Here is a 15,391-nt window from a genome sequence, read left to right as displayed (position 1 = left end):
TCAACCTATCTACGTATGCTATGATGCTGTTGCATGGATAAACTGCGTGCATTAAGTATCTGTCGCCGCTGCGAGGTTCTTGATGGCATCTTCTGCGTCAATTGTTATCTGCGGAGCAGGAATTGCCGGCGTCGCTGTCGCCCACGAGTTAGCCGTCGTTCACGGTTGGCGCGATGTTGTGCTGGTCGAAGCGGGTGATCCGTTGGCATTGACCAGCGATAAATCGACCGAGTGTTATCGTAATTGGTGGCCAGACCGGGCAATGGTGGCGCTCATGAATCGCAGTATTGATCGGCTGGAAACGCTAGCCGTGCGGAGTGCCAATCGAATCCGGCTCAACCGACGTGGTTATCTCTATGCAACGGCCGATCCGCAGCGGGCCGAACAGTGGCGCTCACAGGCATTTGAGGCTGTTACACACGGTGTCGGTCCGCTTCGCATTCACGACCGGACCGATGCTGATTACCGGTCAACTACCGGACACGACTGGCAAACGGCTCCTATTGGCGTTGATTTATTACTCGACCAGAATCTGATCAGGCGTCACTTTCCAGCCTTGTCGCCAAGAACGGTGGCTGTCTTGCATGTTCGTCGTGCTGGTTGGTTGAGCGCCCAGCAATTGGGGGCACTGTTACTCGAAGAGGCGCGGGCTGCTGGTGTCACCTTGCTACGGGGGAAGGTAACGGCAGTAAACCAAACTGGTGGGCGGGTGAATGCTGTGATGGTAGCCACGACAAGCGGGACCATGTCGATCCAGACCCCATACTTTGTGAATGCTGCCGGGCCGTATCTGGCAGAGGTTGGCGATCTGATCGGGATTGACTTACCGGTGCATCATCAAGTACACCTTAAGGCTGCCTTCGCCGATCCGCTCGGCGTTGTGCCTCGTGATGCGCCATTGTTGATTTGGGGTGATCCGATTGAACTAAACTGGAACGATAGAGAACGGGATGATCTGAATGCCGATCCAGCCACTGCGTGGTTAACCAAACCGCTACCACCAGGGGTACATTGTCGGCCTGAAGGCGAGGGAAGCAGTAGACAGGTACTGCTGCTGTGGGATTACCATCCTCATAACCAGCAGAACCGGAACGCCCAATTTCCGGTGCCACTCGATGATAGTTTCTTCGAGGTTGCTCTACGCGGGATGTCGGTCATGCTGCCAGGGCTTGTCAATTACCTCGAACGGCTCCCCCGTGCCTATCTCGATGGCGGATACTATACGTGTACGCCAGAGAATCGGCCACTGATCGGCCCGCTTCCGGTGGAGGGAACATTTGTGATTGGTGCGCTGGCCGGATACGGTATCATGGCCGCACTCGCAGCCGCTGAACTTCTGGTCAGACATATGATCGGTGGGTCACTCCCCGCCTACGCGGCTGCGTTTCATCCCAATCGCTACCACGATCCAAATTATCTGTTGCAGTTGGCTCACTGGAGTGATAGTGGCCAGTTGTGAAACGAGCGCTAACCTTATGGCAACCAGGAACCGATCTCAGCTGCAATGGCATCGGCGTTGGTACGTTCCATGTTGCTAAGAACGACTATGACACTCTGACTATCGGGATAGTACGCCAGATGGGTGACAGCCCCTGAGATAAAGCCAGGATGGTAGATCACCCGTCGTCCGTTGCGCTCTTCGATTTTCCAGCCGTAACCGTAATTATTGCGATTGGGTGTATACATTTGGCTCAGCTCAGCAGCGGGGAGTAATTGCCCGCTGTTTAGGGCCTGTACGAATCGGTAAAGGTCTTCAACGGTAGAGTAAAGACCACCGGCGCTGTAAAGGTTACTGGTATCGATTGGAATTGCCCGTTTGTTGTCTGGCCCAAGGTAACCAACCGTACCATTGAGCGCCGACGCATCACCACTGTCATAGCCGCTATTGATCATACCAGCAGGGATGAAGATGTTGTCACGGACGTAATCGGCATACGATTGACCGCTGACCGCTTCAATCACTAATCCAAGGACCACGTAGTTAGAGTTGCTGTATCGATATGCACTACCTGGTACAAAGTCGAGTGGCAGATTGCGGAAACGAGCAACTAACTGTGTTGGTGTCACCGGTAAGCGTTCGACCTGCTCAAAATCTGTAAAGTCGGTATAATTCGGTATGCCGGCGGTATGCGAGAGCAGATGAGCAAGTGTAATCGATTGCCATCCCGGCGGGCAGTCAGGTAGATACCGACAAACCGACTCGCCGACAGTTAACTTTCCGGCGACCTGTAACTGCATAATCGCCAGCGCCGTAATTGGTTTCGAGATCGAGGCAACGCGGAAGCGAGTTTGGGCAGTATTAGGAAGATCACGCTCGACATTAGCCAGACCGTAACCACGAGCCACCAAAATGCGTCCCCCTGTTGCCACCAGTACAGCACCACGAAACCGTCCTTGTACCGTTAGATCGCGCAGATATGTATCGATTCGCTCGGCAAGATCGACCAGGCTCGGTGTAGGAGTTGGCCGTACCGGTTCCATCACTGCAATCAGCGGCGTACTGACCATAGTTGGTGTTTCAGGGGTAACGCTAGGCAAGATCGTAGGCTGTGGGCCAATTGGTGCCCATGCAGATATAAATGCCTCACGTTGGCCGCAGGCACTCAACATACCGACTATGAACAAACTCAACAGCAGAATTGACCACCGCATTGCTATTGTTAACCTTCCAGGTCTAACGGCAAGAAACGTGACTGTACTGAGGCTATCGTCTTCAGCTCCTCTTCCGTCCAATCTGATGACGTTACGCGAACATCGTACCGCTGATGCAAGACGGTAGCAAATGCGGTCGCCAGACGGTGCAAGTCAGGTGGGGAGGCGCACACTGTTGCCAGATCGGTGACGCGCCCGGCCAGCCGCTCAATGAAGAGTTGACGTTCAGCAGGCAGAATCGCTAACAAGGTTGACAATTGCTGACCAGGCCAGTGGGTGTAAACTCCGACCTGAAAAAGCATGCCCTCACGGCGTCGGACTTGAGCAAATCCAACCAGCTTCCGATCATTGACCAGTAGTTCATACGGAGACCGACCACCAAAACAAGCCCGTGCAGTTAAGGTATCGAGCATCTGTCGGTCGGTACGGGCAGTTGCGATGTCGATAAGCCGGGTCTGAATACCAAACTGCATCAACGTTGCCTGCCACACTTCTCCTAACCAACGGTACGACTCGCTGACATCGGGGTGAGCCAGGGGATGGTCGAGTGGCAAGGCAATATCTTGCATGAGAAAACCCGGCACGAACAACACTGCCGTGCCACCGCTCGCACGCCGATGAAGCGTGACACCCTGTTGCCGTAGCGCCAGCTGATCAACCTCACTCAGTTTTTGCCCGGAGCCGATAACCAGAGCTGGTTGGGGGCCAGCAGTGTACCAGCGAAGAGCCGGTTGATGAGTGGTGACCAATCCGGCCAGCATTGCTGTACCGGCAGCTAGTTCGCTCGCCGGATCACCGTGGACTGGTGGCAATAACCGCCACGTTACTCCATTACTTCCCATCGACAGTCTCCTAAAGGCGTCGCAAAATGTTCGGCAACACGAGCAGCTAATGTTTCGAGTTGAGACCGTAGCGACGTTGCGAGTGGAGCAAATGGTCGCAAGGTTACCAGCAGACTGGTTCCACGCCAATCGTACCGCCAGGTACCGGCAATGCGTCCACCAAGCAATATGGTTGCCTCGATATGACCGGCTGGACGCCAGACGCGCTTGTAGAAGGCATCATCGATCAGCCAGTGTTTGTCGCGAGTGGCAAGCAACAGAGGATCAAAACGTCCCAGTAAATGGGGTGGCAGTTCAGCAGGTGATGGTAGATCGGATAACCGATCAAGTTGTTCTTGGAGCCACCATGCCGGTTGACCATTAATCTGTACTCTCACCACCTGGTCGCCGAGGAGCTTGAGCCAACGTTTGATCTCGGCCTGCGTTCGGCCACGCCACCAGGTCATATCGGTGAGCGTTGCCGGCCCAAAGGCAGAAAGGTACCGACGTAGCAATTCGGCATTAGCGGTCTCGGTATCAGGTGGCGCCCATTCCAATTCGGGTACCCAGCGCAGCCGATGGGCCATCCGGGCTTCACCATTGCAGGGTGCAGCATGACACGCCAGACCACGACGGTTCAAAATGGCAAAGACACCACCCCACCCCGAAAGATGGTGTTGATCAATCATCGGGAAAAACCGCCGCAGATCACTGCGGCCTAACGTTTCGTGTTCGTACAGCAGATGAGCGACCTGCGTGATAAATGCCTCATATTCGGTCATATTCCAACCATTATGCACCGCTTCCCGCTCCCAGTAGGTAGCACGATCAGCCTGCATTGCGTAGATCAATGGCCAGTCAGTGGTAGGGTAAAGGTGTAACGTGCCCCGTTGCCCCCAGATACGCACCAGTGACCGTTTCTGGTAGAGCAGGTCATCGAAGTGATTGGCGCTAAAGGCCGGTACACGATTCCAGAGTGCCAGACTGGCAGCGGGCAGAATCTGCGCCTGTATGCCGGCCAGACTCTGAGCGGCGGTAAATGGATCGGCGAACGGCGTGTAAAGACCGTTGTTGACATATCGTGCGCTGATAACCTGTGCTAAGGTGAGGGCATACTCGGAACTCATGGCGCTCTCATCAGTTCTATCGCAGCCGAACCACGGGCGAAAACTCGCACTAATGGCTCACTGCCGGATGGAAGCGTAGGAGTAGGGAATACCTCAATTGCGCTCGGACCAAGAGCCTGAAGCACGGTTGCCACTTCGGTAGCATCAGCGAATGCTGGCAACACGACCAATGTATTCTCATCATCGCTTGTACCACGCCAGATCTTTGGCTGTTGCGCTGGTGGTAGATCGATGGTCAGAAAACGCACTGTATCACTCAGCGCCCACTCACGTGGTAAGTATACCGATACCCGTTGTATCGAGTCGGCAGGTGTCGCAGCGCGACGGACAATATGTGCCATGACTGTTTCAACCCGATCAAATTCGCCGTACACCCGCGGATTGGTCCGCATCTGTCCAAAATAGACCCAAAGATTGAAGCATAGACTGAGCACTAGCATACTAGGGATCAGCCAGCGCTGCCATTCACGACCACTGCCAAACCGGCTCAGCCCCCAACCGGCCAGTGCGCAGGCCGGGGCCAGCGTACCCAATGTACGCATCGCGTGCGGTGCATTGAAGCTCAACAGACCCGGTACATGGTAGAGGAGCCAGAGCACAAACAACACTACTACCGATTGCCAACGGGCTTGCCAAACAAGACCCAACCCAATGAGCAGAAATAACCCAACCACCGGATCAACCATCGGCGCCAGGGGAAGATGGTGACGCCCATTCGCGTCACCTTGCACATGCCACATCAGCCCATAGCGCACGATATGCTCACCGAGAAAATCGAGTGGTCGGTGACGGGTGAGATCATTGGCCTGAAAAATTGAGACCAAACCTACCCGACGGTTAAAACCGGCACTATCGTTCAAAATATAGAGCGCCAGCGGTGCGATTACGATTGCCCCTACCAGAGCAGCGCTAAGCAGATGTGGCCAAAACCGTCGCCAGCGCGAGAGATCGTGACCGAGTCGGAAAACTGCTACCATTAGCAAAGCCAGTGGCGCCAGGCGGCCGGTGTGATACGTGTAGACAGCCAACCCACCTAGCAGCGCGGCTCCGACAACATAACTCCACGAGCGCCAGTATTGCTGTCCTGGATCAAGCCCTCGCCATAGCAGCCCCCCCGCAGTGAGCACCAGCAGATGGTCGAGTGTCGCCGGGAATGCCCAACGACTCATGCTGAGCGACCACGAAGCCCAGGCCAACAGGGCAGCAGCCAATACCGCTGCCCGCCGTCCAATGAGCGGTGAGGCAAACCAATAAAGCGCTAGAGGAGTAAAGGCTCCGGCTAACGCACTCACCAGGCGCACGCTCCAGGCATGAGCACCCCAGTTACCGACAATTGGCGCCACCAGATAAAAGAACAGCGCCGGTAAATCGGCGTCTTTGACGACATAAATCGGGCGAAATGTTGAGTCTGTCCAGATTCGCCATGCCAGCAAGCCGTGGCGCGACTCATCACGCCACAATGCCAACGGCATCTGATCAAGCGCGATCAGCCGCGTCGCCAACGCGATACCGGTTATGAGCAGTAATGACCGGCCAACCGGCCATGCCGACACCTCCTCGTCATCGGTGATCAATGTCCATGCCAGCCAGGAACCGCCGATGACTGGCGGTACGGTCATCCAGGTCGGAACACCGCATCGTATCGCTATCAGACCAACGAATGCCAGGAACATTCCCAACCAGCCCAACCGTGGTTGCAATGTGATCCGTTGGCGAAGATGCTGAAGATAGAGTGCCAATGACGGCCAGATGGTAAGGATAAGCACTGGAGCCAACGGCCACCACGGCCATGGAAGTGAGGGTAACCAGTATTCGGCCCCTACCGGAAAGGAAGCTAAACCAATTGCCGGAAGGAGCGCTAGCCCTGTTAAAATATTGCGTAGACGTTCATCCCAACGCCAGAGCGTGCCTGCCCACCAGACCAGGAGCGGCAGCGTTGCCCAACCAATCATCTGACCACTCAGCGGGGGTCGCTCAACCGTTGTTAGAAAATTCACCCTGCTGAGTGCCAATCCCAATTCGCGAATATCAGGTGATGCAACGTAGGGTTCGGTTGACCAACGTAAAAATGACTCGCCGGTTGTACTGGTTGGAAGCAGAAATCGATAGTAACGCCAATAACCGGCTACCGTTGTTGTTACCAATTGACCGTCTTGATGCGTAAAAATCACCTGTGCTGGTGCTATGCCTTCCCGGCGTGGAGCCGCCAATCGTAATTCGATCAGTGCTGGAGCACCGCGGTATCCGTAGATGAAGAGCGTAGCCTGCGGATATGACCAGCGAAAGCGATCGGTTTCATTCTGCTCGTTACCGTGAAATCTGGTCAAGATAGGCTCGTTTTCTTCACCTACTGCCCAATACTGTGGAGGCCGATCCGCGCCAAACACCAACATGCTGCCGGCGACTAATACCAGAACAACCGGCAACCAGAATGAAGATTTGATTGCTGCTACTGAACAATACAGTGAACGAATCACGGCGCACATTATACCAGTAACTGTCGGAAGACAAGTAACATGCATCCTTTACGATATCGATTGTGGAATGTTCGTGTAGGGCTTTGCAACAGTTCACTCTCCCCGCCAGGAGTGAAGTAAGCGGCAAGAAAAAAGAGTGAGCGTAGGCACCGAGTTTAGTCTCAACCTCCGAAACGGTGGAACTAGTGGGCAATGGTGTGTAATGCACCAACCGCTGGGTTTCACCTGCTCACCGTGCAATGCGGGCCAGCGGCCCCCATCCGCCTGGGCGCGACGCTGATGGACGTTGCCAGGTTTCACCTGCTCACCGTGCAGTGCGGGCCAGCGGCCCCCGTCCGCCTGGGCGCGACGCTGATGGACGTTGCCAGGTTTCACCTGCTCGCCGTGCAATGCGGGCCAGCGGCCCCCATCCGCCTGGGCGCGACGCTGATGGACGTTGCCAGGTTTCACCTGCTCGCCGTGCAATGCGGGCCAGCGGCCCGCGCACCCAGGTTGTCGGAGCATACTCAGACACCCTTGGCAACGTCTGCACGACGATGATCCTTTCCGTACCAACGATATTTCCGAGAATACAACTACACGCCAGCAGCGGCTTTTCCGCGTAACGCACCGAGCAACCACTCGGTAAGCGCGGTCAGGCTACGCTTGCCAAACAGTCGGACATAATCAGCAGCGGCCATGAGCGGCCCCGGATCAGCCCCACCATTCCGTTCGCGGAGATACCAGCGGTGATCCATAATCCAGCGGTACAGATCAGCTTCAGTTCGCCCTGGAAAATAGCGAAGTGCCTGCTGATTGCGGATGACCTCGATCACCGGCATATAGACTGTATCGTACCAGCTTGCCACCGCTTCCTCGCGAGTGACCGGTCGTCCCAGCTCAAGCCCCATGTAGTAGCGATGCGCATTAATATGCCGTATCAGATCGAGATACCCACCCGGTTCGCTAAACTCAATCCGCTGCTCAGGCCGCAACTCGGCTAAACCAGTCCATTCGAGAAAATCGCTGTACTCCTCTTTCAAAAGGAGATCGCGAACACTCAGACTGGCATCGAGAGGAACATCGACAACCAGTTCGGTGACAATGGCATCGATCTCGCGTTGACCTTGAAAACGGGCAACCGAGATACGATGATGCCCATCCTTCACAAAGTAGATGTCACCCAGTTTATACAATTCTACAGAAGGTAACGGCACTCCTTCGTGATGTGCCCGATCAATACTCATCCAGCGGTAGCGATTCGCATTATGACGCGGAGCAAATTGGCGGTCAAAATCGCCGTAACGACCTTCGCTCCCAACAATTTTATCAAGCGGAACCGTCTGATGACCGAGGTAATGCTGACCGCGCACATTGAGGCGGGCGCGCACCTCGTCAAACGAAAGCAATTCGTTCGACTGACGGGTTATTAACGACAGCAGCTCGCGTAGCATCTGGTCGCGGCGAATGCGAGCAAATTCATCGTGTACGATTGCTTGAATAGCTGACATCGGCCTCTCCTTTCGGCCTTACCAGAGTTGATAGTCAGCGCAGCACACAATGCGCTTCACAATCGACCGGCAACGCCGACGGCCGTAACGGGGGTAGCGTACCATGGCTAGTGCATGATTGCAACTGTCAGCCGACGTGATACGCTACACCACCAGATCAAGGACACGGTAGCCGGCAGTGTTAATCACCAGCGTATAACCACATTGGGTCTCGGTCTGATGCCCAAACCCGTAGGAAAGATGAATATGACCGTGAATGAGATAACGAGGACGGAACCATTGCATAAAGCGTAATAGAGCGAGAAAGCCGCGATGGGGGTAATCGGGGCCGTTGTGAATACCGAGTGGTGGCGCATGGGTGAGCAAGACATCAAGATAACGCCCGTAGCGTAGGCGGTTGAGAAACAGGAGTGGTGTCATACGCAGCACACGGATCATCATCTGCGTTTCAGTGTACTGATGATGCCCTTCGAGTTTATACCGGATTGAACCACCCAGACCACCGATAAGCAGCCCCTGATGGTAAACAACTCGATCCTCAACACAGGTAGCCCCGCGTGCATAGCTTACAACCTGCCCATCAGCCTGTACTTCAGGCGAATCGTGATTCCCCCAGACGTAAAAGCAGGGCTGACCAAGCATCGTTACTACGAACTCAAGGTAATAGATCGGAAGATCGCCGCAGGCCAGCACTAATTGCACATCTGCGAAGCGTTGCCTGATATTTAAGCTATAAACAGCCGGCACGATTTCATCGCTGATCGTTAGGGTGCGCATACAGCCCTATTGTACTCTATTTTTGCGTAGCAGACGAATGCAATAGCGGTACGTAAAATCTTCCGCCTACTCATTACTCACCACACTCATTATTTCAGCGGCTCCTATACTGGTTCCATCAGGCAACGGTAAATAGATAGCAAAAGTGCTGCCACGACCAACCTCACTGGCTACCGTCACATAACCACCATGCGCCTCGGCAACCCACTTCACAATCGACAACCCGAGACCGGCGCCACCACTGTGTCGTGAACGCGAACGATCAACACGATAGAAACGTTCAAAAATGTGGGGCAGCGCTTCTTGACTGATTCCCACACCGGTATCGGCCACACTCAGGCAGGCAAACTGTTGATAGCGCTCTAATCCTAAGACAACCAGACCTCCTGGTGGCGTATATTGCAGAGCATTTACACCAAGATTCAATAGTGCTTGTTTGATCCGATCCCGATCACCGTACACCAATATCTGGTCTTCGGCCCCGATCCGTAAACGTACTTGTCCGGCTAATGGTCGTAATTCGCGGAAGACCTCTAATAGCAGCGTGTCGAGTTCAACCGGTTCGTGACGTAGTACCACGTGCGTCTCGCTCTGGGCCAGCAGTAAGAGATCGTTAACCATACGGATTAGCCTGGCCGTTTCGCGTCGCATATCACCGATCACTTCCCTGAGCAAGCCTGAATCGGGTAAGGGATCGCGATCCAATAGTTCAAGATTCCCCTGCATTGCCGTCAGCGGTGTTCGTAACTCGTGACTGACATCGGCGACGAAGCGCTGCTGGGCAAGGAAGAGTTTTTCCAGGCGTGACAACAGTTCATTAATCGTGACTGTCAGGAGCCACAGTTCATCACGTTCTGCCGGTTCTGGAATACGTCGATCCAGGTCTTCGGCACGTACAATACTTTGCGCGGTTAAGGTGATCTGCTCGATTGGCCGGAGTGCCTGTTTCGAGAGGTACATTGCCCCAAGACCGCCGATGACGAGGGCCAGTAATCCACCGCCGATCAAAATTTGTTGAAGCAGAGTCAATGTATTAATAACATCGTTCAACGGACGTGATACCTGTAAGAATCCAATTAGACGCTGATCACGAAAGACTACCGGCGTGATGAGGGATTTTACCATCACACCGTTAATTTCGCGATCAACAATGATACCCTCGATATTATCTGCCGTTAACCGGAATGCTTCTGGTGGCAGCGGCAACATATACGGCTCGAGATTGGGGGTACTTGTAAGGAGCGAACCACTGCCGTCAAAGAATTGAGCGCCGATGTTGCGGTTGGTAAAGAGTTGAATAAAGTCGCGATTGAGATACACCTGTAATTCACCGCTTGCGGTGCGAATGCTCTGAAATCCCACTGCTGAAAGGATGGCCCGGACCTGCTGCGTAGCCGCCGTCAAATCACGCTGCACCCCTGCATACAAGGCCTGAGCAACCGCAAAATGAACACCAACCCCAATTGCAAGCAGGGCAAGGGCAAACAAACTCGTGTACAGCAATGTCAATCGCAGTCGGAAGGGTATGGCGCGAAATATGCTGGGTGTCCGGCGAAATAGTCTCAGCCGTGATAGTGATGGTACTTCGCCTGCCTGCACCTGAGCAATATCCTCTCTAGTCTTTTCTTTCGCTGTATCACTGTCGGTCATTGAGTTCATAGCATACCTGGCCGATTTGAAAAATGAATATATTCTTTTCTCAGCATACCATGTTGGCCGCGCAATGTGCTGACCAAATCTTCAGGGTTGACGTTAGCAGGAAGTCAGGTCATACTGCTAATAGTGAAAAGTTGAAACTTCATTCAAGTGAGCGTCTATGAGTATCTACGAATTGACAGCCCGTACCATTGATGGCAAGATTCAATCATTGTCGGCCTATCGGGGCAATGTGCTGTTGATTGTTAACGTCGCCAGTCATTGTGGGCTAACCCCGCAATACGGCGATCTTGAATCACTTTACCGCCGCTACCGTGACCGTGGTTTTGTCGTGCTTGGTTTTCCCAGTAATCAGTTTAATCAGGAACCTGATGATGAAGCTACGATCAAAGACTTTTGTATTCGTAATTATGCCGTTACTTTCCCGCTGTTTGCTAAAGTTGCGGTGAACGGTCCTGATACACACCCCATCTTCGCGTATCTGAAGCAACAACAACCGGGTCTCAGCCCTGACGGTGAGATCAAGTGGAACTTCACGAAATTTCTGGTGAGTCGCAACGGCAAGGTTGTGCGACGTTACGCCCCGACCGATACAGTGGGGTTAATCGAACGTGAACTGATCGAGTGGCTATAAACGACACTGTGCTAGGAGGTGCCCCTTCCCGACCTCGCCGGGTGGGCGGCGCTTCCTGTTGTTGCCGCCGCGAATGGTGACATTCATGCTGATCATAATGAGAGCGGCAGGTTGGTTAGGTGAGAACGTCGAAAAGCCCTATCAGAACGATTATCACATTCCCCTACGTCTGAACTGGCATTATAATAATCGCTACAGGCAGAGAAACTCAATCGATCACGTCGCAGAGGCAGCATGTCGTACCAGTTGCCGTATTCTCTTGAATTCCGAGTTTTTGGCGCTCCACGCCTCTTGCTCGATCAGCACGATGTACCGTTCCGCCGCCGACAACCGCTGGCAATTATGGCCGTGCTGGCGCTCAGCGAACGCGCCGTCACCCGCGATGAACTGACGTACCTGTTGTGGCCCGACTCGCCGCAGAACGTTGGCCGTCAACGGTTACGTCGTTCCCTCTCGCAATTGCGTCAGTTAGTTGGTTCGCTGGCTGACCAATTGTTGACCGGTCAATCTGGCGTTGGCAGTGATGTCATCCGTTTTAACGCCAGTATGTGCCGGGTCGATGCGCATGAATTCGTGCGCTTATCCGGTCTGGCGCGCACGCTACCCGATCCAGATGGTTTACGTGCTGCCGATCAGGCGGCCCGACTCTATGCCGGACCATTGCTGAGTGGTCTGGAGCTTGACGAGTCGCCGGAGTTTGAACACTGGCTTTGCCAGCAGCGCGAACGCTTCGAGCGTATGCACCTTGATGTCTGGCAACGTTTGGTTGATGGCTATGCTAGCACGGGTGATGTTGAGCGTGCGCTTGCTGCGGCTGAACATGCACTCGTTCTCGATCCGCTCTGTGAAATGCTGCACCGCAAAGCGATGTGGCTCTATGCAAAAACCGGTCGGCGTAGTGATGCCATTCGCCAGTTCATGTATTGCAAGACCGTGCTCGAACGTGAGCTGGCGATTGAACCTGATGCAGATACGGTGGCGCTCTATCAGGCGATTCTTGATGACCGACTCGATGCCGTGCAGTCGCTGGTCTTCCGAGATTGGTCGTTGCCATCAATTCCCAGCGTTGCCACCGGTCGCACGGAACGCACCTCGCCATTGACCCGTAATCCGACGTTAACAGCCCATCTGATCACAGCCCTCCACACGGCGCTCGCCGGATCGTCGCCGGTTGTCGTTGTGGAGGGACCGGCTGGCAGCGGGAAAACGCGCATGGTTCGCCAGGCGCTGGATCAGATTCGGCAAACAACGACCCGTCCTCTGGTCTGGCAATGCAGTGCACGACGATCAGGGCAGCAATGCCCCTTTGGCGTCATGATCGACCTGCTCGATACGGCGCTGCGCGACCGACTGAACCATCCTGATGCAGAGCGTACTTTACCGACCGACGTGCGGATGACTGAGGCCATCCGCGTGCTGCCGGAATTGCGCGCCGTTTTCCTCCGCTTGCAACCCATTCGCCAGAGCGTAGAAGAGGTACCATCGTCTCACCACCTCTTACAGCGGCGGTTGTTACAGGCGCTGCCACGCGCTATCCATGCGCTGGCGGGTGGAGAGCCGGTTATCGTCGTACTGGAAGACCTGGATCAGGCCGATCCACTCTCGATTGAAGCCGTTGCCTGGCTGTCGCGCTCGCTGCACGGAACGAGTCTGGCGCTGGTGATCACCTGTCGCACAGAAGGAGGCGCTCTCAATGTGATGCTCTCCGATCTGCGTGCGCGTGGTATGCTGCAATCGCTGACCCTTCCTGCATTTGATTACCCAACAGTTATTCGTCTGGCCCTGAATGCCGGTCTATCGCCGACAACGGCTGAACAGATTTGGCAGCAGACGGGCGGGGCGCCGCTGGTAACCCACGAGATGGTACGTGCGATGGTCACTGCCGGAAAAGACCTTTCCGCACTTCCTTCATCACTGCACGAAGCCATTCAGATTCAGTTGAAATGGCTTGCCCCGACCACCCGCCAGGTCATGGAAGCAGCAGCAGTGCTGCAAAGCGGTAATGCACTTGAGATTCAACAGATCAGCGGACGCACCGCCGATGAGGTGGAACACGCCTTTGAGGAACTTCAGGCACGCGACTGGCTCATGTTTGACGGTACGCGGTACATTGTCGCTCATCCAGAGGTGCAGGAAGCAGTGCTGGAGAGCCTGAGTCCGGCGCGTCGCCAGCGGCTGCACCGTCAGGCTGCGTTGGTGATGCGTCAGCACAACGCAGACCCCGTGCGCATTGCACATTACCTTACCGCCGCCGATCAATCAGACGAGGCGGCAGAGATGTGGCTTCAGGCGGCACGGCGCGCCCGATCACTCTATGCGCACGATGCTGCACTCATGGCACTTCAGAAGGGGTTGGGGCTGGTTCGCGATCGACAGGTGCTGTTCAAATTGTTGAGTGAACAGGAATCAATTCTGCACGAACACGGGTTGCGTGATGAACAACGGGCAGCGCTAGAGACGCTGGATCGTTTAGTCGAACAGTCACCCGATCACCCTGACTGGCGCGCCGAAGTCTATCGCAAACGCGGGCGTCTTGCCCTTGCGTGCAACGAGTGGAATGCCGCTATCGATGCGCTGCGTCGAGCGGCAGTGTTCACCCTTCACAGCGACTGGGCAACGTTGTGTCTGCTGGCGCGCGCCCTCGGACACAACCAGCAATGGCACGAAGCAGACGAGATGCTCGAACGTGCGCTGGCGCTGGCACAGCAGCAGCGTGATCGTGAGGCGCAGGCGCGCTGCTGGCTGACGCGCGCCGACATCGAGCAGGGACGGGAGCGTTTCGACGCTGCCGAAAGCGCCTTGAAGCACGCCGTGCACCTGATCGAACCCTCATCACCAACATTGCCGCAACTGATGTTGAACCTTGGGAATATGGCTACCGTGCGCAACGATTTCGTCAGTGCGCTGACGTATGGCCAGGAGGCGCAACGTCTGTTTGCGCAGCGGGGCGCGCCCGATAGCGAAGCCGCCGCCTGGGTGCTGGTCGCCCGGATGCACGCTCGCCTGGGGCAGTTTGAAGCGGCATTCGAAGCGTACCAGTCCGCCTATGCCGGGTATGCCGCGCTCGAACTGCGCCAGGGTATGGCAGCCGCTCGTATCAATGCGTGCACCCTGGCGTTGCGCGTTGGCAATTTTGACCACGGGTTGCGCCTGGCAGAGGAGGCCTGGGAACTGTTCCAGGCGATCAACGACGTGCGTGGCATGTGTGTCACCGCCAGCAACAGGGGTGCGGCGCTGGTCTGGATGGGGCGCGGCGCCGAAGCCGAGCCATGGCTGCGCGAGTCGTATGAGCGTGCGGTTGCGATTCCGCTGCCTGCGCAACAGGCGGCAGCGCTGGCGAACCTGGGCGCGGCGCTGCTCCAGCAGGGACGGCTGGAAGAAGCCCGTCGGTTGATGGAACAGGGACTGGCGTTGCGCGTCGCGCAGGGGCATATCGATGTGAGTGTCGACCGTGCATTTCTGGCGATAGCCTGCCTGCGTCTCGGCGACATCGAGGCTGCCGACCGGTATAGCCTGGAGGCTGTGGAGTACCTGGCGCGCGCGCCACAGGTAGAAAACCCGCAGCAGGTCTGGTTTGCACGCGCCCAGGTTCTCCGCGCTCAGGGTTTGATAACCGAAGCTAACAATGCTTTGCAGTCCGCCGTGGAATGTCTGTACCGCAGCGAACAACAACTGCCGCCACAGTACCGCGAACGCTACCGCAGCGTGTTTTCGTTCAACCGCGCGATCTTATACGCCTGGGACAGTGGCGTCTGGC

General features: G+C 55.5%; 11 protein-coding genes (1 of these 11 only partly in view). 3 read left to right on the top strand and 8 right to left on the bottom strand.

Annotation, left to right across the window (positions count from 1 at the left end):
* The first annotated feature begins 82 nt into the window (after nt 1-82).
* Nucleotides 83-1,459, top strand: a complete 1,377-nt coding sequence (locus tag QTO31_RS18425; RefSeq protein ID WP_301430590.1) for an NAD(P)/FAD-dependent oxidoreductase — start codon at nt 83-85, stop codon at nt 1,457-1,459.
* Between the two features lie 14 nt (nt 1,460-1,473).
* Here the strand turns inward: QTO31_RS18425 and QTO31_RS18420 are convergent, their stop codons facing one another.
* From QTO31_RS18420 to QTO31_RS18385, 8 genes are all read right to left on the bottom strand, one after another.
* Entirely contained in the window at nt 1,474-2,652 is a 1,179-nt protein-coding gene (locus tag QTO31_RS18420) for a serine hydrolase domain-containing protein (protein ID WP_301430589.1), read from the bottom strand.
* A gap of 8 nt (nt 2,653-2,660) precedes the next feature.
* Nucleotides 2,661-3,494, bottom strand: a complete 834-nt coding sequence (locus QTO31_RS18415; RefSeq protein ID WP_301430587.1) for a biotin/lipoate A/B protein ligase family protein — start codon at nt 3,492-3,494, stop codon at nt 2,661-2,663.
* Entirely contained in the window at nt 3,476-4,600 is a 1,125-nt protein-coding gene (locus tag QTO31_RS18410; protein WP_031459800.1) for a winged helix DNA-binding domain-containing protein, read from the bottom strand. Before QTO31_RS18410 ends, QTO31_RS18415 begins: the two co-directional genes overlap by 19 nt.
* Entirely contained in the window at nt 4,597-7,086 is a 2,490-nt protein-coding gene (locus QTO31_RS18405) for a glycosyltransferase family 39 protein (protein WP_301430585.1), read from the bottom strand. Before QTO31_RS18405 ends, QTO31_RS18410 begins: the two co-directional genes overlap by 4 nt.
* A 295-nt stretch (nt 7,087-7,381) precedes the next feature.
* Entirely contained in the window at nt 7,382-7,609 is a 228-nt protein-coding gene (locus tag QTO31_RS18400) for a hypothetical protein (protein WP_301430583.1), read from the bottom strand.
* Nucleotides 7,610-7,652: 43 nt separating this feature from the next.
* Entirely contained in the window at nt 7,653-8,567 is a 915-nt protein-coding gene (locus QTO31_RS18395) for a DUF4032 domain-containing protein (RefSeq protein WP_301430582.1), read from the bottom strand.
* A gap of 144 nt (nt 8,568-8,711) precedes the next feature.
* Nucleotides 8,712-9,344 (bottom strand): metallophosphoesterase, encoded by a 633-nt coding sequence (locus tag QTO31_RS18390; RefSeq protein ID WP_301430581.1) that lies wholly within the window; start codon nt 9,342-9,344, stop codon nt 8,712-8,714.
* Between the two features lie 66 nt (nt 9,345-9,410).
* Nucleotides 9,411-11,003, bottom strand: coding sequence for an ATP-binding protein (locus QTO31_RS18385; protein WP_301430579.1), 1,593 nt, complete (start codon nt 11,001-11,003; stop codon nt 9,411-9,413).
* A 157-nt stretch (nt 11,004-11,160) separates the two neighbouring features.
* On the opposite strand from QTO31_RS18385, the gene QTO31_RS18380 reads away from it, so the two are divergent.
* A complete protein-coding gene (locus QTO31_RS18380; protein ID WP_031459805.1) occupies nt 11,161-11,634 on the top strand; it encodes a glutathione peroxidase in 474 nt (157 codons plus the stop codon).
* Between the two features lie 234 nt (nt 11,635-11,868).
* Nucleotides 11,869-15,391, top strand: the 5' portion of a protein-coding gene (locus QTO31_RS18375) for a tetratricopeptide repeat protein (protein WP_301430578.1). 23 nt of this gene lie beyond the right edge of the window; 3,523 of the gene's 3,546 nt are visible here — the first part of the coding sequence; the start codon lies at nt 11,869-11,871; its stop codon lies beyond the right edge, outside the window.

The organism is Chloroflexus sp. MS-CIW-1 (assembly GCF_030444705.1).
Taxonomy (GTDB): Bacteria; Chloroflexota; Chloroflexia; order Chloroflexales; family Chloroflexaceae; genus Chloroflexus.
Note: the sequence above shows the minus strand (reverse complement) of the source record. Positions and strands in the feature narration are given on the sequence as shown.

Bases quoted from the DNA above. Each gene is read 5' to 3' on its own strand.
- QTO31_RS18425 (WP_301430590.1), top strand. From the start codon at position 83: ATGGCATCTTCTGCGTCAATTGTTATCTGCGGAGCAGGAATTGCCGGC.
- QTO31_RS18420 (WP_301430589.1), bottom strand. From the start codon at position 2,652: ATGCGGTGGTCAATTCTGCTGTTGAGTTTGTTCATAGTCGGTATGTTG.
- QTO31_RS18415 (WP_301430587.1), bottom strand. From the start codon at position 3,494: ATGGGAAGTAATGGAGTAACGTGGCGGTTATTGCCACCAGTCCACGGT.
- QTO31_RS18410 (WP_031459800.1), bottom strand. From the start codon at position 4,600: ATGAGTTCCGAGTATGCCCTCACCTTAGCACAGGTTATCAGCGCACGA.
- QTO31_RS18405 (WP_301430585.1), bottom strand. From the start codon at position 7,086: ATGTGCGCCGTGATTCGTTCACTGTATTGTTCAGTAGCAGCAATCAAA.
- QTO31_RS18395 (WP_301430582.1), bottom strand. From the start codon at position 8,567: ATGTCAGCTATTCAAGCAATCGTACACGATGAATTTGCTCGCATTCGC.
- QTO31_RS18390 (WP_301430581.1), bottom strand. From the start codon at position 9,344: ATGCGCACCCTAACGATCAGCGATGAAATCGTGCCGGCTGTTTATAGC.
- QTO31_RS18385 (WP_301430579.1), bottom strand. From the start codon at position 11,003: ATGAACTCAATGACCGACAGTGATACAGCGAAAGAAAAGACTAGAGAG.
- QTO31_RS18380 (WP_031459805.1), top strand. From the start codon at position 11,161: ATGAGTATCTACGAATTGACAGCCCGTACCATTGATGGCAAGATTCAA.